Source organism: Geodermatophilus sp. SYSU D00742, from assembly GCF_054049935.1.
This window is the reverse complement of the sequence record NZ_JBJGYJ010000007.1, coordinates 112,167-131,173: the sequence shown is the minus strand read 5'-3', so window position 1 is coordinate 131,173 and position 19,007 is coordinate 112,167. Positions and strand designations below refer to the sequence as shown.

Annotated in this window: 14 protein-coding genes; 9 read left to right on the top strand and 5 right to left on the bottom strand. The window is 74.3% G+C overall.

Annotation, left to right across the window (positions count from 1 at the left end; translation table 11 throughout):
• Positions 1-2 precede the first annotated feature (2 nt).
• A complete protein-coding gene (locus ACI78V_RS07350) occupies positions 3-824 on the bottom strand; it encodes a helix-turn-helix transcriptional regulator (RefSeq protein ID WP_456850173.1) in 822 nt (273 codons plus the stop codon).
• 96 nt (positions 825-920) lie between these two features.
• Between ACI78V_RS07350 and ilvD the strand changes: the two genes are divergently transcribed.
• From ilvD to ilvC, 6 genes are all read left to right on the top strand, one after another.
• Complete coding sequence (gene ilvD, locus ACI78V_RS07345; RefSeq protein WP_456850172.1) at positions 921-2,627, top strand: dihydroxy-acid dehydratase; 1,707 nt, start codon at positions 921-923, stop codon at positions 2,625-2,627.
• A 140-nt stretch (positions 2,628-2,767) separates the two neighbouring features.
• Positions 2,768-5,401, top strand: a complete 2,634-nt coding sequence (locus ACI78V_RS07340) for a putative bifunctional diguanylate cyclase/phosphodiesterase (protein WP_456850171.1) — start codon at positions 2,768-2,770, stop codon at positions 5,399-5,401.
• The gene (locus ACI78V_RS07335; protein ID WP_456850170.1) at positions 5,401-8,091 is read left to right on the top strand and encodes a putative bifunctional diguanylate cyclase/phosphodiesterase; all 2,691 of its coding nucleotides are present in this window, start codon (positions 5,401-5,403) and stop codon (positions 8,089-8,091) included. The genes ACI78V_RS07340 and ACI78V_RS07335 overlap by 1 nt, the downstream gene beginning before the upstream one ends.
• A 283-nt stretch (positions 8,092-8,374) precedes the next feature.
• Positions 8,375-10,246: an acetolactate synthase large subunit gene (locus ACI78V_RS07330; protein WP_456850169.1), complete on the top strand. Its 1,872-nt coding sequence runs from the start codon at positions 8,375-8,377 to the stop codon at positions 10,244-10,246.
• 108 nt (positions 10,247-10,354) lie between these two features.
• On the top strand, positions 10,355-10,882 hold the full coding sequence (ilvN, locus tag ACI78V_RS07325; protein ID WP_456850168.1) for an acetolactate synthase small subunit: 528 nt from the start codon (positions 10,355-10,357) through the stop codon (positions 10,880-10,882).
• 75 nt (positions 10,883-10,957) lie between these two features.
• Positions 10,958-11,986, top strand: coding sequence for a ketol-acid reductoisomerase (gene ilvC / locus ACI78V_RS07320; protein ID WP_456850167.1), 1,029 nt, complete (start codon positions 10,958-10,960; stop codon positions 11,984-11,986).
• A 168-nt stretch (positions 11,987-12,154) separates the two neighbouring features.
• Here ilvC and ACI78V_RS07315 read toward each other — a convergent pair whose 3' ends face one another.
• Together ACI78V_RS07315 and ACI78V_RS07310 are read right to left on the bottom strand one after the other, a co-directional pair.
• A complete protein-coding gene (locus tag ACI78V_RS07315) occupies positions 12,155-12,598 on the bottom strand; it encodes a hypothetical protein (protein ID WP_456850166.1) in 444 nt (147 codons plus the stop codon).
• A gap of 103 nt (positions 12,599-12,701) precedes the next feature.
• Positions 12,702-13,505, bottom strand: coding sequence for a hypothetical protein (locus tag ACI78V_RS07310; protein ID WP_456850165.1), 804 nt, complete (start codon positions 13,503-13,505; stop codon positions 12,702-12,704).
• Between the two features lie 159 nt (positions 13,506-13,664).
• Here ACI78V_RS07310 and serA point away from each other — a divergent pair, with 159 nt between their 5' ends.
• The 3 genes from serA to cimA all read left to right on the top strand — a co-directional run bounded on the left by serA (position 13,665) and on the right by cimA (position 18,224).
• Positions 13,665-15,266 carry a phosphoglycerate dehydrogenase gene (serA, locus tag ACI78V_RS07305; protein WP_456850164.1) on the top strand — a complete coding sequence of 534 codons (1,602 nt, stop codon included), beginning with the start codon at positions 13,665-13,667 and terminating at the stop codon, positions 15,264-15,266.
• Positions 15,267-15,282: 16 nt separating this feature from the next.
• A complete protein-coding gene (locus tag ACI78V_RS07300) occupies positions 15,283-16,305 on the top strand; it encodes a 3-isopropylmalate dehydrogenase (RefSeq protein WP_456850163.1) in 1,023 nt (340 codons plus the stop codon).
• 299 nt (positions 16,306-16,604) lie between these two features.
• Complete coding sequence (gene cimA / locus ACI78V_RS07295; protein WP_456850162.1) at positions 16,605-18,224, top strand: citramalate synthase; 1,620 nt, start codon at positions 16,605-16,607, stop codon at positions 18,222-18,224.
• A gap of 43 nt (positions 18,225-18,267) precedes the next feature.
• Here the strand turns inward: cimA and ACI78V_RS07290 are convergent, their stop codons facing one another.
• Together ACI78V_RS07290 and ACI78V_RS07285 are read right to left on the bottom strand one after the other, a co-directional pair.
• Entirely contained in the window at positions 18,268-18,597 is a 330-nt protein-coding gene (locus tag ACI78V_RS07290) for a putative quinol monooxygenase (protein ID WP_456850161.1), read from the bottom strand.
• On the bottom strand, positions 18,594-18,992 hold the full coding sequence (locus ACI78V_RS07285; protein WP_456850160.1) for a VOC family protein: 399 nt from the start codon (positions 18,990-18,992) through the stop codon (positions 18,594-18,596). Before ACI78V_RS07285 ends, ACI78V_RS07290 begins: the two co-directional genes overlap by 4 nt.
• Positions 18,993-19,007 lie beyond the last annotated feature (15 nt).

Below are 19,007 nucleotides of genomic sequence, written 5' to 3'. Positions count from 1 at the left end.
GGTCAGCCGGTCAGCCGCGCCAGCTTGTCGGCCGCGTCACTGCCCTCGGCCGCGGTGTACACGACCAGTTGCAGTCCGGGGGCGTCGGCCGGGGTGAGCTGGTGGTGCTCCAGCACCAGGGTGCCGACCTCGGGGTGCTCGAACCGCCGCTCGCCGGAGCTGAACCGGTCGACGTCGTGGCTGGCCCACCCGGCGCGGAAGTGCGGGCTGGCCGCCTCCAGCCGTGCGACCAGGTCGACCACGTCCCGGTCGGCGAGGCGGGGACCCACCTCGGCGCGGAACTGGGTGAGGAAGCGCCGGCTGTCGGTGGTCCAGTCGCCGAGCAGCGCGCGGACGGCGGGGTCGGTGAACACCAGCCACAGCAGGTTGCGCTCGGCGGCCGGCACGGCGGCGACGCCCGGGTAGAGCCGCTGGTAGGCCCGGTTCCAGCCGACGATCGACCAGCTGGCGGTGATGACGTACGCCGGGGAGGAGCCGAGCGCGTCCACCAGCCGCTGCACGTGGGCCGGCATGCCCTGTGCCGCGTCCTGCTGCGCCGTCCCGCCGTGCCCGGCCAGCCGGAGCACGTACTCGCGTTCGGCCGGGGACATGCGCAGTGTGCGGGCCAGCGCCTCGACCACCTGACGGGACGGGCGGATGTCGCGGCCCTGCTCCAGCCACGTGTACCAGGTGTGGCTCACCCCGGACAGCAGCGCGACCTCCTCCCTGCGCAGCCCCGGCGTGCGGCGGGCGCCACCGGCCGGCAGACCGGCCTGGCCGGGGTCCACCTGACGGCGGCGCGAGCGTAGGAACTCGGCCAGCTCACGGCGGGCGGACGGCGACACGGGCGGCTCCGGGACGGTCGACGGTCGGTGGTGGTGCCGGTACCAGTATCGATGCTGTCCTTGTCAGCGCGCCCGAGCGGCCTACCCTCGGCGGACGTGACGAGCGTCGAGGACCGACCCACCACCACCGCAGACGTCAAGCCCCGCAGCCGTGAGGTGACCGACGGGATCACCAAGGCCCCCGCCCGCGCCATGCTGCGCGCGGTCGGCATGGGCGACGAGGACTGGGAGAAGCCGCAGATCGGCGTCGCGTCGTCCTGGAACGAGATCACCCCCTGCAACCTCTCCCTGGACCGGCTGGCCAAGCGGGCCAAGGAGGGCGTGCACGCCGCCGGCGGCTATCCGCTGGAGTTCGGCACCATCTCGGTCTCCGACGGCATCTCCATGGGCCACGAGGGCATGCGGGCGTCGCTGGTGTCCCGCGAGGTCATCGCCGACTCGGTGGAGACCGTCATGTTCGCCGAGCGGCTCGACGGCTCGGTGCTGCTGGCCGGGTGCGACAAGTCGCTGCCCGGCATGCTCATGGCCGCCGCCCGGCTGGACCTCGCCAGCGTCTTCGTCTACTCCGGCTCGATCCTGCCCGGACGGCTCGGGGACCGGGACAACCTGACGATCATCGACGTCTTCGAGGGCGTCGGCGCCTGCGCCCGCGGGCTCATCAGCCGCGAGGAGCTGGACGCCATCGAGAAGGCGGCCTGCCCGGGCGAGGGTTCCTGCGGCGGCATGTACACCGCCAACACCATGGCCAGCGTCGCCGAGGCCCTCGGGATGGCCCTGCCCGGCAGCGCCGCCCCGCCGGCTCCCGACAGCCGCCGCGACGCCATCGCCATCGCCTCGGGCGAGGCCGTGGTCAACCTGCTGCGGAAGGGCATCACGGCCCGTCAGATCATGACCAGGGAGGCGTTCGAGAACGCGATCACCGTGGTCATGGCGCTGGGCGGCTCCACCAACGCCGTCCTGCACCTGCTGGCGATCGCGCACGAGGCCGGGGTCGACCTCACCCTCGAGGACTTCAACCGGATCGGCGACCGCACCCCCCACCTGGCCGACGTCAAGCCCTTCGGCCGCTTCGTCATGACCGACGTCGACCGCGTGGGCGGCGTCCCGGTCGTGCTCCGCGCGCTGCTCGACGCCGGGCTGCTGCACGGCGACGTCCTCACCGTGACCGGCAAGACGATGGCCGAGAACCTCGCGGAGATCGCCCCGCCGGACCTGGACGGCACGATCGTCCACGCCATGGACGACCCGATCCACAAGACGGGTGGGCTGACCATCCTGCGCGGCTCGCTGTCCCCGGACGGCGCCGTGGTGAAGTCCGCCGGCTTCGACGCCGACGTCTTCGAGGGCACCGCCCGCGTCTTCGACGGCGAGCAGGGCGCCATGGACGCGGTCACCGAGGGCACCCTCAAGGCCGGCGACGTCGTGGTGATCCGCTACGAGGGCCCCAAGGGCGGCCCCGGCATGCGCGAGATGCTCGCCGTCACCGGCGCGATCAAGGGCGCGGGCCTGGGCAAGGACGTCCTGCTGCTCACCGACGGCCGGTTCTCCGGTGGGACGACGGGGCTGTGCGTCGGGCACGTCGCGCCCGAGGCCGCCGACGGCGGGCCGATCGCCCTCGTGCAGGACGGCGACCCGATCCGGCTGGACCTCGCCGCCCGCACCCTCGACCTCCTGGTCGACGCCGAGGAGCTCGACCGGCGGCGCCGGACCTGGCAGCCGCTGGCCCCGCGTTACACCACCGGCGTCCTCGGCAAGTACGCCAAGCTCGTCGGCTCGGCCGCGCAGGGCGCCATCTGCGGCTGAGCCGCACGCCGACTCCCCGGTCCTGACCTGCCGGTCGGGGCCGGGGAGCGTCGCTCACCCCGAGGGGTGAGCCCGTCCCCGGTCCGCTGTGGAGCACGGCACCCCGTGCCGACATGCACGGTGTGGACAGGCTGAGGTGGGTGCTCCTGGCGAGTGTCGTGCTCGCGGCGGGCACCTGCGCGGTGGCCGCCGGCACGCCCGGCCGGGGGTTCGCCGCCGACGTCGCGGTCGCCGTGATGGGCGTCGTCGTGGCCGCCGTCATCGGGTGTGCCGGCCACGGGGGGCAGCGCGGCCTGCGCGGGTGGCGGCTGATCGCCGTCGCACCGCTCCTGCCGGTCGCCGGCTTCCTCGCGGTCACCGTGGTCGCCCCCGCGGACCCGATGCAGCAGGCGCTCGTGCGCTGGCTCCCCACCGTGCCCGGCTACCTGCTGGTCGCCGTCGGCGTGCTCACCCTGGTCGACCGGGAGCGCCTGCGCCGCGGGCCGAGATCGACTGTCGAGGTGGCCCTCTTCGGGACCGCCTGCGCGCTCGTCGTCCAACTGCTCGTGCTGGGCACCGACCACAGCTGGTTCGACCTGACGCCGGTCGAGGGGGCGGTCCTCACCGCCGCCGTCCTGGTCACCACCTCGACGGTGACCGCCGCGCTGGTGGTCGTGGGCGTCATCCCGAGCTCCCGGCAGCGGATGGCCCTGGCGCTGCTCGCCGGGATCTCACTGACGACCACCGGCCGCGCGCTGGGCACCTCGGCGGTGCTCTCGGGGTCCACCGGGCTCACCGACCTCACCCGCTTCCTCGTCGTCGTCGGCCTGACGCTGCTGGCGACCGCGGCCCTCGCCGACCGCGAGGCCCGTCCCGAGGCCGGCGACCGCCGCCGTCCGGGCGGCGGCCGGTCCACCCAGCTCGGTCAGGTGCTGCCGCACCTGGCCATGGTCGGCGCGCTGATGGCCACCACCGTCGCGGCCCTGGCCAGCGGCCGCACCACTCCCGTGACGATCCTCGGCGTCCTGCTCTGCGCGGTCCTGGCCGCCGTCCACCGGTGGGTGACCGCGGGGGACGAGCAGCGCATGGGCGCTCGGCTGCGGCGCAGCGAGTCCTACTTCCGCTCCCTGGTGGCGTCCAGTGGCGACGCCGTGCTCATCCTCGACGACGGCCTGCGCGTCACCTGGGCCTCGCCGGTGCTCGGTACCACGCTCGGCGACGCCGGACGGGACGTCGTCGGCCGGGACCTGCTCGAGCTCGTCCACCCGGAGGACGTCCTCCCGGTGGCCCGGGCGCTGCACCGGGACGCCGACGGGGTGCGGTCGGCCTGCTCCACCACGCTGCGGATGCAGCACGCCGACGGCACCTGGCGGCACCTGGAGGCCAGCGTCTCCGACCTGCGCACCGACGCCTCCGTCGGTGCCGTCGTGCTGCACTGCCGGGACACCACCGAGCGGGTGGAGCGGGAACGCGTCCTCGAGCAGGTCGCGTTCACCGACCCGCTCACCGGCCTGCCCAACCGGGCCGGCTGGCAGCGGACCGTCGAGCAACTGCTGGCCCGGGCGGGCGACCCGGGAGAGCCCTGCACGACCCTGCTGCTGGTCGAGCTGCAGGGCCTCGAGGGGGTGCGCGAGCACGCCGGCACCGACGTCGCCAGCACCGTGCTGGTCGAGGTCGGCCGCCGGCTGCGCGCCACCGTCCGCAGCCCCGAGGTGGTGGCCCGCCTCGACGGTGCGACCTTCGTCGTCCTCGTGGAGGGGCCGGCGCACGCCGTCGACCTGCTCGCGGACCGCTGCCTGTCGGTCATCGAGCAGCCGGTGGACACCCCGGCGGGGATCTTCGACCTCGCCGCCAGCATCGGCATCGTCGAGCTGACCGCCGGCACGACGGTCGCGGAGCTGACCGGCCGCGCCGAGCTGGCCGTGCGCGCCGCGGCGGTCTCCGGACCGGGGACCGCACTGCGCTACCGGCCGGCGCTCGGCAGCGCCGCCGCTCGCCGCGACCGGCTGCGCGACGACCTGCCCGGTGCCTGGACACGTGGCGAGTTCACGGTCCTGTTCCAGCCCGTGGTCTCGCTGGAGGAGCAGCGGATCAGCGGCGTCGAGGCGCTGCTGCGCTGGCGCCACCCGGAGCTCGGTGACGTGCCGCCGGCGGAGTTCGTGCCCGTCGCCGAGCGTGCCGGCGTCATGGACGAGCTGCAGCGCTGGGCCCTGGAGCAGGCGGCGACCGCGGCGGTGTCCTTGCCGAGCACGGGCGCGCCCCTGCAGCTCGGCGTCAACATCTCCTCCTCGCACGTCGCCGCGCGGACCCTCGTCGGGGACGTCGCGGCCGTGCTGCACGCCACCGGGCTGCCGCCCGAGCGGCTGGTCCTGGAGATCACCGAGGCCACCGTGCTCGCCGACGGCGACCACGTGGGCGTGGACATCGAGGCGCTGCGGCTCATGGGCGTGCACGTGGCGCTCGACGACTTCGGTGCCGGCCGGTTCTCCCTGGCCGACCTGACCCGGCTGCCCATCGACGTGCTCAAGCTGGACCGGTCCTTCGTCGCACGGGTGGACCGCGACCCGAAGAGCCGCGCGCTGTGCGAGTCGGTCCTGACCATCGGCCGCGCGCTGGGCCTGGACGTGGTCGCGGAGGGCGTGGAGACGCCCGCCCAGCTCGGTGCCCTGCGTGGCCTGGGCTGCGGTTTCGCCCAGGGCTTCCTGCTGGCGCGGCCGATGCGGCTGGGGGAGCTCACCGGACTGCTGTGCGACGGCGCCGGTGAGCTGTGGCCCGGCCTCGTCGGCTCGCGCTGATGGCCGGCCGGCGCACCGACCCCCGCGAGGACGGCCGTCCGGGCCTCGTCGTGGCGGTGCTGGTCCTCCTCGGCGGGCTGGCGGGCGCGACCACCCTGCTCGAGCTGACCGGCCCCCCGGCGGCCCCCGGGCTCGTCCCGGCCTGCCTGGCGCTGGGCTCCGGCGTGGCGGCCGTCGTCGTCGACCGGTGCGCCGCGCGGCTGCCCGGACGACCCGGTCGGCCCTGGCGTGCCCTCGCGCTGGCCACGGCACTGCTGGCCCTGGGCCAGGTGCTGGCCACCCTGCGCGCCGTCGGCGGGGACCTCTCCTCCGGTGGGGTCGAGGACGTGCCGGTGCTCCTGGCGGTCCCCGTCGCGCTCTCCGCCGCCGCGGCGTTCCTGCCGCTCCGCGCCGGCCTCCGGCCCGGCTCCCGCCTGCTGGTCGACGGGGTCACCGTCGTCGTCGCCGTCGGCGTGCTGGGGTCGGTGCTGCTCGGTGACCTGCCGGCGGCGGTGCCCGGGCCGGCCGACGGTCTCCTCCCGGTGGGTCGCCCCGCGGTCGGGGCCCTGTTGTGCGGCATCGGGCTGGTCACGCTGGCCGCTGCCACCGGCGTGCGGCGGCGGGCCGCCACCTGGTTCCTCGTCGCCCTCGCCGCGACAGCGGTGGTCGCCGTGAGCGGCGCCCTGGCCCGCACGCTCGGCGGCACGGCCACCGCCGTGCTCACCGATGTCGCCTGGCTCACCGTGCCCGCCGCCGCGGTGCTCGGCGTGACGGCCGACCCGGGGGAGCCGGAGGCGCCGGAGCACGACCCGGCCACCCTGCCCCTGCGCGGCATCGTCCTGGCCCACGTGGCCGCCTCGGGGGTCCTGCTCCTCCTGTGCGCCACGGTGCTCGCGGGGCGCCCGCTGGCCGGTGTGGAGGCCGCGGGGGGAGCGGTGCTGGTCGTGCTCACCGCGGTCCGCTCCTGGCTGTGGGCGGTCGACGGCGCCCGCGTCACCCGGCGCCTGCGGCGCACCGAGCGGTACTTCCGCGCGCTGGCCGCCAGCGGGGACGCCGCCACCGTCGTCCTCGACGGCGCCGACCGGGTCGTCTGGGCCTCCGGGCCGGTGTCGGCGCGGCTGGGCTGGGCCGAGCCGGACCTCACCGGCCGGCCGCTGACCGGTCTGCTGCACCCCGACGACCGGGACGTCGTCGCCCGCGTCGCCGCCGCGGTGCGGACCGGCACGTGTCCGGGCCTGCCGGAGACGGTGCGCCTCCGGCCGCGCCACGGCGAGTGGCGGGACGTCGAGGTCTGCGGCGCCGCGCGCGCCGGGGACGACGACGGGCTGGTGCTGCACCTGCGCGACGTCACCGAGCGCACCGGCACCCAGCGGGAGCTGGAACGGCTGGCCTACACCGACTTCCTGACCGGCCTGCCCAACCGGGCGCGGTTCATGACCGCGCTGCGCACGGCGCTCGCCGCGCCCGACCCCGGCTGCCTGCTGCTGGTCGACCTCGACGGCTTCAAGGCGGTCAACGACGTCGCGGGGCACGACGCCGGTGACCGGTTGCTGTGCGAGGTCGCCGACCGGCTGCGCGCGGCCGCCCGGGACGGGGACGTGGTGGCGCGGCTGGGCGGCGACGAGTTCGCCGTCCTCGTGCGCGCCGGGCGCGAGGAGGCCACGGCGCTGGCCGAGCGGCTGGTGGTGCTGCTGGACCGGGACCACCGCCCGGTGTCCCCCGCGGGGGGCACCGACGGCGGCCTGGTCTTCCGGGTGTCCGGCAGCGTGGGCGTCGCCGCCCTGCGCCCGGGCGAGGAGCCCACCGAGGGGGTGCGCCGCGCCGACCTGGCACTGCGCGCGGCCAAGGCCGCGGGCAAGAACCGCGTCCGCTCCTCGGGTGCGGCGCTGGACCGGGTCGTGGACCGCCGGGCGCGGCTGGCCCGCGACCTGCCGACGGCGATCGCCGGCGGCCGGCTCTCGGTGGTCTACCAGCCGGTGGTCGGCGTCCCGGACCGCCGCGTGCTCGGGCTCGAGGCCCTCGTCCGCTGGGACCACCCCGAGCTCGGGACCGTGCCGCCCGACGAGTTCGTCGGCCTGGCCGAGGACGACGGCCTGATCGTGCCGCTGCAGCGGTGGGTGCTCGCCGAGGCGACGGCCGCGCTGGCGCCCCTGCTCGCCGCGGGCCACGACCTGCAGCTGGGGGTCAACGTGTCGATCCGGCACCTGCAGGCCGGGTGCCTGGCGGCCGACGTCGCGACGGTGCTGAGCGACTCCGGGGTGCCGGCGCACCGGCTGATGCTGGAGCTGACCGAGTCGGTGCTCATGGGCGCCGGGGAGCGGATGGACGGCGATCTCGCCACCCTCCGCGACATGGGTTGCGTGCTGTCCCTGGACGACTTCGGCAAGGGCAACTCCAGCCTGTCGCGGCTGGCCCGGCTGCCGGTGCAGGTGCTCAAGATGGACCGGGCGTTCGTCGCCCACATCGAGGACGACCCGCGCACCGCCGCGCTCGTGAGCAGTGTCGTGGAGCTCGGGCGCACGCTCGGCATGGACGTCGTCGCCGAGGGCGTCGAGACGACCGGCCAGCTCACCACGCTGCGCGCCCTGGGCTGCCGGTACCTGCAGGGGTACCTGCTGGGCCGCCCCGTGGCCGCCGCGGACCTGCCCGCGCTGCTGGACCGCTTCGACCCCGCGGTGCTCGACGACGCCGGGGTCCCGTCCCACGTCTGAGCCTCTCGCGGTCCACTGTGTGGGACGGGGTGGTTGACGCGCGGGCGCGTCGAGGCGCACAGTGTGCGGGTGCGCCCGGCCTGCCTGCTGCTCGTAGTCGCCTAGCGCGTCGGTCGCCCGACCGACGCGCTGACCCCTCTGTGCCCGCAGGCACGAGGGGTCTTTCGTTTGCGGGCCCCCTGGACTCCCGGACGGTGGCCGGCCCGCGCTCGCAGGCACCCGCGGTGCACACCGCACGGCCCCCGAACCGACGCCCCTGACCGGGGCACTGCCAGGAGACGCCATGAACAGCACCACCCCCGGCGAGTCCGCGACGCGCGAGGCCGCCGCAGCGCTCGCCGGCGTCGAGACCACCGCGCGCTCGGTGGCCGAGGCCGCCGCCGAGCCGCTCATCGGCTGTACCGGGGCGCAGAGCCTCGTCCGTTCGCTCGAGGCGGTCGGCGTCGAGGTGGTCTTCGGGATCCCGGGCGGGGCGATCCTGCCGGCCTACGACCCGCTGTTCGACTCCCAGGTCCGGCACGTGCTGGTCCGGCACGAACAGGGCGCCGGCCACGCCGCCACCGGGTACGCGCAGGCCACCGGGCGGGTCGGGGTCTGCATGGCCACCTCCGGCCCCGGCGCGACCAACCTGGTGACGCCGCTGGCCGACGCCTACATGGACTCGGTCCCGATCGTCGCGATCACCGGCCAGGTGCCCAGCGGCGCGATCGGCACCGACGCCTTCCAGGAGGCCGACATCCGCGGCATCACGATGCCGGTCACCAAGCACAACTTCCTGGTCACCGACGCCCGGGAGATCCCGCAGCGGATCGCCGAGGCGTTCCACCTGGCCGCCACCGGACGTCCGGGCCCGGTCCTGGTCGACATCCCCAAGGACGTCCTGCAGGCCACGACGGACTTCTCCTGGCCGCCGCGGCTGGACCTGCCCGGCTACAAGCCGACGACCCGCCCGCACGGCAAGCAGGTCCGCGAGGCCGCCGCGCTCATCGCCCGCGCCCGCCGCCCGGTGCTCTACGTCGGCGGCGGCGTGCTCAAGGCGCAGGCGACGGCGGAGCTCGCCGAGCTGGCCGAGCTCACCGGTGCCCCTGTCGTGACCACGCTGATGGCCCGCGGTGCCTTCCCCGACAGCAACCCGCAGCACCTGGGCATGCCCGGCATGCACGGCACCGTCGCGGCGGTCACCGCCCTGCAGAAGTCCGACGTCCTGGTCGCCCTCGGCGCCCGCTTCGACGACCGGGTGACCGGCCAGCTGTCGACGTTCGCGCCCGACGCGCTGGTCGTCCACGCCGACATCGACCCGGCCGAGATCGGCAAGAACCGCAAGGCCGACGTCCCGATCGTCGGCGACGCGCGGGAGACGATCGCCGAGCTGGTGACCGCGTTGCGCGCCGAGCACGAGGCCGGGCGCACCCCGGACCTCGCCGCCTGGTGGGCCCAGCTGGACTCGTGGCGGCAGACCTACCCGCTGGGCTACGACTGGCCCGAGGACGGCGCGCTGTCCCCGCAGTACGTCATCGAGCGGCTGGGCGCCATCGCCGGCCCCGACGCGATCTACGCCGCGGGCGTGGGCCAGCACCAGATGTGGGCCGCCCAGTTCATCAAGTACGAGAAGCCCGGCACGTGGCTCAACAGCGGCGGCCTCGGGACGATGGGCTACGCCGTCCCCGCCGCGATGGGCGCCAAGTACGGCCGCCCCGACACCACCGTCTGGGCCATCGACGGCGACGGCTGCTTCCAGATGACCAACCAGGAGCTGGCCACCTGCGCCATCGAGGGCATCCCGGTCAAGGTCGCCATCATCAACAACGGCAACCTCGGCATGGTGCGGCAGTGGCAGACCCTGTTCTACGAGGGCCGCTACTCCAACACCAAGCTCCACCCGGTCGACGAGAACGGCACGCCCAAGCCGGTGCGCATCCCCGACTTCGTCGCCCTGGCCGAGGCGCTCGGGTGCGTGGGGTTGCGCTGCGAGAGCAAGGACGACGTCGACGCGGTGATCGAGAAGGCCATGGCGATCGACGACGCCCCGGTCGTCATCGACTTCGTCGTGGGCTCCGACGCCCAGGTGTGGCCGATGGTCGCCGCCGGCGCCAGCAACGACGACATCATGGCCGCGCGCGGGATCCGCCCGGTCTTCGGCGACGGCCAGGTCTAGCGGAGGGACCCCGTCCTCCTCGCCCTCGGTCCTCCTCGCCCCCCGCAGGCCCGGGGCGAGGAGGACGGGGCCGCGCCCAGCAAGCCCACACGGAGAGGCACCACCCACATGACCCGCCACACCCTGTCGGTCCTGGTCGAGAACAAGTCCGGCGTCCTCGCCCGGGTCTCGGCGCTGTTCAGCCGGCGCGCGTTCAACATCGAGTCGCTGGCCGTCGGGCCGACCGAGAACCCCGACCTGTCCCGGATGACGATCGTGGTCGACGCCGAGACGCAGCCGCTGGAGCAGATCACCAAGCAGCTGAACAAGCTCATCGAGGTCATCAAGATCGTCGAGCTGGAGGCGGCCGGTGCCGTCCAGCGGGAGCTGCTGCTGGTCAAGGTCCGCGCCCCCATGGCCGACCGCACCCAGGTGCTGCAGACCGCCGAGCTGTTCCGCGCCCACGTCATCGACGTCAACACCGACACCGTGACGCTGGAGGCCACCGGCACGCCGGACAAGCTCCAGGCCCTGCTCGCCGTCCTCGCTCCGCTGGGGATCAAGGAGATGGCGCAGTCCGGCACCGTCGCGCTGGGGCGGGGGCCGCGGTCGATGTCGGGCGCCGGTACGTTGCGCCCGGTCGAGCGCACCGCCTGAACAGCACCCTCCAGAGCCGTACCACCCACTGCACTTCATTCCGCGAAGAGCACGACGAAGGGAACCGCACCGCACATGGCCGCCGAGATCTTCTACGACGACGACGCCGACCTGTCGATCATCCAGGGGCGCACCGTCGCCGTCCTGGGCTACGGCAGCCAGGGGCACGCGCACGCCCTGTCGCTGCGTGACTCGGGCGTCGACGTCCGCGTCGGGCTGCCCGAGGGCAGCAAGAGCCGCCCCAAGGCCGAGGCCGAGGGCCTGCGGGTCGTGACGCCGGCCGAGGCCGCCGCCGAGGCGGACCTGATCATGATCCTCGCGCCCGACCACGTGCAGCGGAACCTGTACAAGGAGTCGGTCGAGCCGAACCTGCAGGACGGCGACGCGCTGTTCTTCGGCCACGGCTTCAACATCCGGTTCGGCTACATCAAGCCCCCGGCGGGTGTCGACGTCGCCATGGTCGCCCCGAAGGGCCCCGGCCACCTGGTCCGCCGAGAGTTCGAGAACGGCAAGGGCGTGCCCTGCCTGGTCGCCGTCGAGCAGGACGCCAGCGGGCAGGCGCTGCAGCTGGCGCTGTCCTACGCGAAGGCCATCGGCGGCGCCCGGGCCGGCGTCATCAAGACGACCTTCGCCGAGGAGACCGAGACCGACCTGTTCGGCGAGCAGGCGGTGCTCTGCGGTGGCATGTCGGCGCTGGTGGCCGCCGGGTTCGAGACCCTCATCGAAGCCGGCTACCAGCCCGAGATCGCCTACTTCGAGTGCCTGCACGAGCTGAAGCTGATCGTCGACCTCATGTACGAGGGCGGCATCGCCAAGCAGCGCTGGTCGGTGTCGGACACCGCGGAGTACGGCGACTACACCACCGGCCCGAAGATCGTCGACGAGCACGTCAAGGCGACGATGCGGGAGGTCCTCGCCGCGATCAAGGACGGCTCCTGGGCCGCGGCCTTCATCGCCGACCAGGACGCCGGGGCGCCGGACTTCAAGCGCCGCCGCGCCGAGGCCGAGGCGCACCCCATCGAGGAGACCGGGCGCAAGCTGCGCGGCCTCATGAGCTGGGTGTCGGCGTCCGACGACTACACCGGGACCGCCGCCCGCAACTGAGGCGGGGGCCCCGTCCTCCCCGGACGGGGCCACGCCACGGAGGCCCCCGCTGCCGGCCGGTGGCGGGGGCCTCCGTCGTCGGCCCTGCAGGGCGCCACGGCCTCGTTCCGGGCCCGACCTGAGCTCGCGGGGGGTGGCGAGGACGGGGTCCTCCCCGCGGTGGGGGCCCTACCTGGTGCCGCGGGCGGCGAAGTACGCCTTGGACGCCGGCTGCTGCAGCAGGAAGACGATGGCCGCGCCGATGAGGATCGACACCAGCGTCGAGAGGTCGAAGCTGCCCTGGACGAGGTAGGTCGCCAGGGAGATGACGCCGAGACCGGCGGTGATCCCACCGGCGATCTTCAGCAGCGTGCTGCCCCGGCCCTGGATCGCCTGGACGCCGCCCACCACGTTCAGTGCGGTCAGCGCGAGGTAGAGGGCGCCGAAGACCGCGCTCAGGGCGCCGAACACGGTGGACGCCGCGAACAGGACCAGCGCCCCGACGAGCAGGAAGAACGCGACGACGAAGCCGAGGGCGGCGGCGGCGAGCACCTGGAACGGCCGCCCGCCGCCCGGGGGCTGCGGACCACCCCCGGCGACGTGGTCGGGCTCGGATCCGCTGGGGCTGGACATCGGGCGCATCCTCCTGGACTGGGTCCCGCCCGGGTGATGGTCGGCGGCGGGGTGTGGTCCGCCGCGTCGGCTCCGGGGGCCTGCCGGCCCCCGGAGCCGCGGATCAGCGTCCCCGGCGGGCGCGGTGGGCGGCGAAGAACTGGGCGGCCGGCTTCATGGCCAGCAGGACGACGATCGCCAGCGCCGCGAGGAAGAACAGCAGGCTGGTGATGATTCCGCCGGCGCCGCTGTTCCCGGCATCGGCCAGGCTGCTGATGAACACCAGCGCGGTGAAGGCCAGGGCGATGGAGCCGCCCACGAGCAGCAGCACGCGGCTGCGGCCGGTGAGAGCCCACACCGAACCCCAGATCATCACCACGGTCCAGACCAGCGCCAGCACCCCGACGAAGACCAGGACGCCGGTGACGGCGCCGGAGTCGACCTCCCCGACCGTGGGGTCGGCCGCGGCGAGGTCGTCGATGAGGGAGCCGAACACCGCGCCGCCGGCGAGGAAGCCGAGGGTCGCGAGGGCGCCGAGCGCGCTGAAGACGAAGCCGAGCACCGCGGCGGTCACGACGCCGCCGGGCTTGGCGGGCACCGCCGACTGGCCGTACTGCCCGTACTGGCCGTACTGCTGCGGGTAGCCCCCCTGGCCGTACTGCTGCGGGTAGCCCGGACCCTGGCCGTACGGCGAGGGCTGGTACTGCTGGCCCGGGTCCTGCCCGTACTGCTGCCCGTAGGGCTGCCCGTACTGCGGGGACTCGTGCCCGCTCTGCTGGCCCTGCCCGTACTGGGGGGCCTGCCCGTACTGCTGGCCCTGCCCGTACTGAGGGGTCTGCCCGTACTGGGGGGCCTGGCCGTACTGGGGGGCCTGGCCGTACTGGGGCGAGCCGCCACTGCTGCCGGGCTCGTTGTCGTCGGTGCTCATGGTCTCCTCCGTCGGCGCCGGCTGTGCCGACTCTGCGCGGTCAGGATGTCGGCGCGCCACACCGCGGGCAAGCACACCCACCCCGCTCGCGGGAGGTGTCGCCCGTCCTGGGAGGGCTGGCCGGGGGCTCGGGAGCGGCCGTCCCTAGGCTGTGGTCCCGTGACCACGCACGCGCCCGTCGTCCTGATCGCCGAAGAACTCGCGCCCAGCGTGCTGGAGGTGCTCGGCAGTGACGTCGAGATCCGTCACGTCGACGGGGCCGACCGCACCGCCCTGCTGCCCGCGCTGGCCGACGCGTCGGCGGTGATGATCCGCAGCGCGACGCAGATCGACGCGGAGGCGCTGTCGGCCGCCCCCAACCTCAAGGTCGTGGCCCGGGCCGGCATCGGTCTGGACAACGTCGACGTGGGCGCGGCCACCGAGCGCGGTGTGATGGTCGTCAACGCCCCCACGTCGAACATCGTCAGCGCCGCCGAGCACGCCGTGGCGCTGTTGCTGGCCGCCGCGCGGCACATCCCGGCTGCCGACGCGTCGCTGCGCGAGGGCACCTGGAAGCGGTCGAAGTTCACCGGCGTCGAGGTCACCGACAAGGTCGTCGGCGTCGTCGGCCTGGGCCGCATCGGCCAGCTGGTCGCCCAGCGGCTGGCCGCCTTCGGCGTCACGCTCATCGCCTACGACCCCTACATCCAGCCGGGCCGCGCCGCGCAGCTCGGCGTGCGGATGGTGTCGCTGGAGGAGCTGCTGCGCGAGGCCGACTTCATCACCGTCCACCTGCCGAAGACGCCGGAGACCCTCGGGCTCATCGGCGCCACGGAGCTGGCCACCACCAAGCGCGGCGTGATCATCGTCAACGCGGCCCGCGGCGGGCTGGTCGACGAGGAGGCCCTGGCCGACGCCCTCAAGTCCGGTCAGGTGGGCGCCGCCGGCCTCGACGTGTACGCGAAGGAGCCCTGCACCGACAGCCCGCTGTTCGAGCTGCCCAACACGGTGGTGACGCCGCACCTGGGCGCCTCGACCACCGAGGCCCAGGACAAGGCCGGGACCGCGGTCGCGCACTCCGTACGCCTGGCGCTGCAGGGCGAGTTCGTGCCCGACGCGGTCAACGTGCAGGCCGGCGGCGTGGTGGCCGAGGACGTCCGCCCCGGGCTGCCGCTGGCGGAGAAGCTGGGCCGGGTCTTCACCGCCGTCGCCGGCGGGCTGGCCCAGTCGGTCAACGTCGAGGTGCGGGGCAAGATCGCCGAGTTCGACGTCTCCGTCGTCCAGCTGGCCGTGCTCAAGGGCGTCTTCTCCGACGTGGTCGAGGAGCAGGTCACCTACGTCAACGCCCCGCTGTTCGCCCAGCAGCGCGGCCTGGACGTGGCCATGACCAGCGACGTGGACAGCCCCGACTACCGCAACCTCATCAGCGTGCGCGGCGCGATGGCCGACGGCACCGAGATCGCCGTCTCCGGCACGCTGTTCGGCAAGAACCAGGTGCCCAAGCTGGTCGAGGTGGGCGGCTTCGACATGGACCTCGACATGTCCGGCTACCTGCTGTTCTTCGTCTACACCGACCGTCCCGGCGTGGTCGGCACCGTCGGCGCGGCCCTGGGTGAGGCGGGCATCAACATCGCCGGCGCCCAGGTCAGCCGCACCACCCGCGGCGGCGAGGCGCTCATGGCGGTGACCGTCGACAGCCCGGTGCCGGCGGAGCTGCTGGGCGACATCGCCGGCCGGATCGGCGCGCGTGAGGCCCGCTCCGCGGACCTCACCCCGCGCTGACCTAGGGTCTGTGGCCATGCGCCTGGCAGTGATCCCTGGAGACGGCATCGGTCCGGAGGTGGTGGCCGAGGGCCTCAAGGTCCTCCGCGAGGTGGCTCCCGACATGGAGAGCACGCCCTACGACCTGGGCGCCTCCCGGTGGCAGCGGACCGGGGAGCTGCTCCCCGACACGGTGCTCGACGAGCTGCGCCAGCACGACGCCATCCTGCTCGGGGCCGTCGGCGACCCGGGTGTGCCGCCGGGCATCCTCGAGCGCGGGCTGCTGCTGCGGCTGCGCTTCGAGCTCGACCACCACGTGAACCTGCGCCCGGCCCGGCTCTTCGACGGGGTGGCCGGCCCCCTGGCCGCGCCCGGCCCGATCGACATGCTGTGCATCCGCGAGGGCACCGAGGGCCCGTACGTCGGCAACGGCGGCGTGCTGCGCAAGGACACCCCGCAGGAGGTGGCCACCGAGGTCAGCCTCAACACCGCGTTCGGCGTCGAGCGGGTGGTCCGCTACGCCTTCGAGCGTGCCGTCGCCCGGCCGCGCAAGCACCTCACGCTGATCCACAAGACCAACGTGCTCACCCACGCCGGGTCGCTGTGGTCGCGCACGGTGGAGGAGGTCGCCGCGGAGTTCCCCGAGGTCGCCGTCGCCTACCAGCACGTCGACGCCGCCTCGATGTTCTTCATCACCGACCCGGGCCGCTACGACGTCATCGTCACCGACAACCTCTTCGGCGACATCGTCACCGACATCGCCGCCGCGGTGACCGGCGGCATCGGGCTGGCCGCCAGCGGCAACCTCGACGCCTCGGGCACCAACCCCAGCATGTTCGAGCCGGTGCACGGCTCGGCGCCGGACATCGCCGGGCAGGGCAAGGCCGATCCGACCGCCACCGTGCTGTCGGTGGGGCTGCTCCTGGAGCACCTGGGGCGCACCGACCAGGCCAAGAAGGTGAACGCCGCCGTCGCCTTCGACCTGTCCACCCGCGACCCGCAGGCGCAGGTCCGCACCGCCGAGGTCGGCGACCGCCTCGCCGCGCTCGCCAGCGGCTGAGCCGGCCGTCGTCCCCACCGTGGGAGGACCGCGTCCCGGGGCCCGCTGCCCGCCCGCGCGGGGCGGGCCCCGGGACGGGGCCGCCGCGGGCCTCCGGCCGGCCGCAGCGCCGTCCCCGGCGCCACGCCTGCCGGGGACGGCGGGGCGCATGGTCTACTGGAGCCGATGCACCCCACCGGCCTGATCGTCATCGCCTAGCGCGCAGTTCCCTCCCCGACTGCGCGCAGACCTCCCGTACCCGGGGGGTCTTCTTCGTGTTCGGGGTCGTTCGTCAGGCCACCAGCACCCGGGAGAACCCGATGTCCCTCGAGACCGCCACCGACTTCCACGTCTTCGACACCACCCTGCGCGACGGCGCACAGCGCGAGGGCGTCAGCTACTCCGTCGCCGACAAGCTGGCCGTGGCCCGGCTGCTCGACGAGGTCGGGGTGGGGTTCATCGAGGGCGGGTGGCCGGGGGCGCTCCCCAAGGACACCGAGTTCTTCGCGCGGGCCCGCACCGAGCTCAAGCTGCGCAACGCCCAGCTGGTGGCGTTCGGCTCCACCCGCAAGGCCGGCGTGCGTGTCGAGGACGACCCCCAGGTGCGCGCCCTGCTCGACGCCGAGACGCCGGTCGTGTGCCTGGTCGCCAAGTCCGACGTCCGCCACGTGCACCAGGCGCTGCGGACCACGCTGGAGGAGAACCTGGCGATGGTGGCCGACACCGTCGCCTTCCTCGTCCGCCACGGCCGCCGGGTGTTCGTCGACTGCGAGCACTTCTTCGACGGCCACGCGGCCGACCCCGACTACGGCGTGCGGGTGCTGGAGACCGCCTTCGCCGCCGGTGCCGAGGTCGGTGTCATGTGCGACACCAACGGCGGCATGCTCCCGATGGGGGTGGGCCGGGTCGTCGCCGACGTCCGCTCGCGGGTGAGCGGCAAGCTGGGCATCCACTGCCAGGACGACACCGGCTGCGCGGTCGCCAACACCCTCGCCGCGGTCGAGGCCGGCGTCACCCACGTCCAGGGGACGGCGAACGGCTACGGCGAGCGCGCCGGCAACGCCGACACCTTCGCCCTCATCGCCAACCTGGTCACCAAGATGGGCCTGCCGGTCGTGCCGCGGGAGTGCCTGGCCGAGCTGCAGCGGGTCAGCCACGCCATCGCCGAGCTGGCCAACATCGCCCCGGACGACCACCAGCCCTTCGTCGGCGCCTCGGCCTTCGCGCACAAGGCCGGGCTGCACGCCAGCGCCATCAAGGTCAGCCCCGAGCTGTACAACCACCTCGACCCGGCCGTCGTCGGCAACGACATGCGCATCCTGGTCACCGAGATGGCCGGCCGCGCCTCGGTCGAGCTCAAGGGCCGCGAGCTCGGCGTCGACCTCGACGGGCACGCCGACGTCATCGGCCGGGTCGTCGACCAGGTCAAGGTGCTCGAGGCCGACGGCTGGTCCTTCGAGGCGGCCGACGCGTCCTTCGAGCTGCTGCTGCGCGCCCAGCTGCCCGACGCCCCGCCGGCGCTGTTCGAGCTGGAGAGCTACAAGACCTCCGTCGAGCACTGGGGCAACGGCGTCGTCGTCAGCGAGGCCACCGTCAAGGTCCACCTCCCCAACGGTGACGGGACGGCGGAGCGGGTCATCAGCACGGCCGAGGGCAACGGGCCGGTCAACGCACTGGACAACGCGCTGCGGCAGGCGCTGGTCGGCCGCCACCCGCACCTGGCCGGGGTCTCGCTGGCCGACTACAAGGTGCGCATCCTCGGCTGGAAGGGCGGCACCGGCGCCACCACGCGGGTCCTGGTCGACACCACCGACGGCGTGGGGGAGTGGACCACCGTCGGCGTCCACGCCAACATCGTCGAGGCCTCCTGGCACGCGCTGGTCGACGCCCTCACCTACGCCGTCCGCCACCGGTCACCGGCGCGCCCCGTCCAGGCCTGACCGCCGGGGCGGGCGCCGGTGACCGGTGCCCGCCCGAGCCCGGTCAGCCCCGCGGCCTGACCTCGCCCATCGCCCCGAAGCCGCTGACCTCCGGGGCGTCGATGTAGATGATCTGCGGCTGCTCCGCGACCAGGTCCGACATCCAGTCGAAGGCGGCCTTGGCGTGCGGGGTGGCCACGTGGGAGGCGCCGGCCTCGGAGTCCCGGAAGCCCTCGATGCAGACGAAGGTGTTCGGGTCCAGGACGCTGCGGGACCACTCGAAGAACAGGCTGCCCTCCTCGGCGTTCACCGCCGCCGCGTACTCGTCGGCCTTGGCCCGGAACTCCTCGATCCGGTCCGGCCGGACGGGGAACTTGATGACGATCAGGATCATGTCGGCTCCTCGGGGGTCTCCAGCGGGTCGAGCCGGCGGCGCAGCAGGCAGAACGGGTTGCCCTCCGGATCGGCGAGCACGTGCCAGCTCTCCTCGCCAGTCTGGCCGACGTCGGCGCGGGTCGCCCCCAGGGCCAGCAGCCGCTCGAGCTCGGCGTCCTGGTCCCGGTCGGTGGGGGACAGGTCGATGTGCAGCCGCGGCTTCCCGGGGGCGGGGTCGTCGACCCGGCCGAAGACCAGGGTCGGCGCGGGACCGCCGGAGCCGGCCTCCGGGCCGATCTCCACCTCGCCCTCCTCGCGGGAGAGGACGCGGTACCCGAGGACCTCCGCCCACCAGGCCGCCAGCGCATCGGGGTCCCGGCAGTCGACGACGAGTTCGCTGAGGCGGCAGGCCATGGGTGCGACCGTAGG

Excerpts from the sequence above, each read along its gene's own strand:
- ACI78V_RS07285 (WP_456850160.1), bottom strand. The coding sequence starts at position 18,992 with ATGGCCTGCCGCCTCAGCGAACTCGTCGTCGACTGCCGGGACCCCGAT.
- ACI78V_RS07300 (WP_456850163.1), top strand. The coding sequence starts at position 15,283 with ATGCGCCTGGCAGTGATCCCTGGAGACGGCATCGGTCCGGAGGTGGTG.
- ACI78V_RS07315 (WP_456850166.1), bottom strand. The coding sequence starts at position 12,598 with ATGTCCAGCCCCAGCGGATCCGAGCCCGACCACGTCGCCGGGGGTGGT.
- ilvC (WP_456850167.1), top strand. The coding sequence starts at position 10,958 with ATGGCCGCCGAGATCTTCTACGACGACGACGCCGACCTGTCGATCATC.
- ACI78V_RS07335 (WP_456850170.1), top strand. The coding sequence starts at position 5,401 with ATGGCCGGCCGGCGCACCGACCCCCGCGAGGACGGCCGTCCGGGCCTC.
- cimA (WP_456850162.1), top strand. The coding sequence starts at position 16,605 with ATGTCCCTCGAGACCGCCACCGACTTCCACGTCTTCGACACCACCCTG.
- ACI78V_RS07330 (WP_456850169.1), top strand. The coding sequence starts at position 8,375 with ATGAACAGCACCACCCCCGGCGAGTCCGCGACGCGCGAGGCCGCCGCA.
- ilvN (WP_456850168.1), top strand. The coding sequence starts at position 10,355 with ATGACCCGCCACACCCTGTCGGTCCTGGTCGAGAACAAGTCCGGCGTC.
- ACI78V_RS07290 (WP_456850161.1), bottom strand. The coding sequence starts at position 18,597 with ATGATCCTGATCGTCATCAAGTTCCCCGTCCGGCCGGACCGGATCGAG.
- ACI78V_RS07310 (WP_456850165.1), bottom strand. The coding sequence starts at position 13,505 with ATGAGCACCGACGACAACGAGCCCGGCAGCAGTGGCGGCTCGCCCCAG.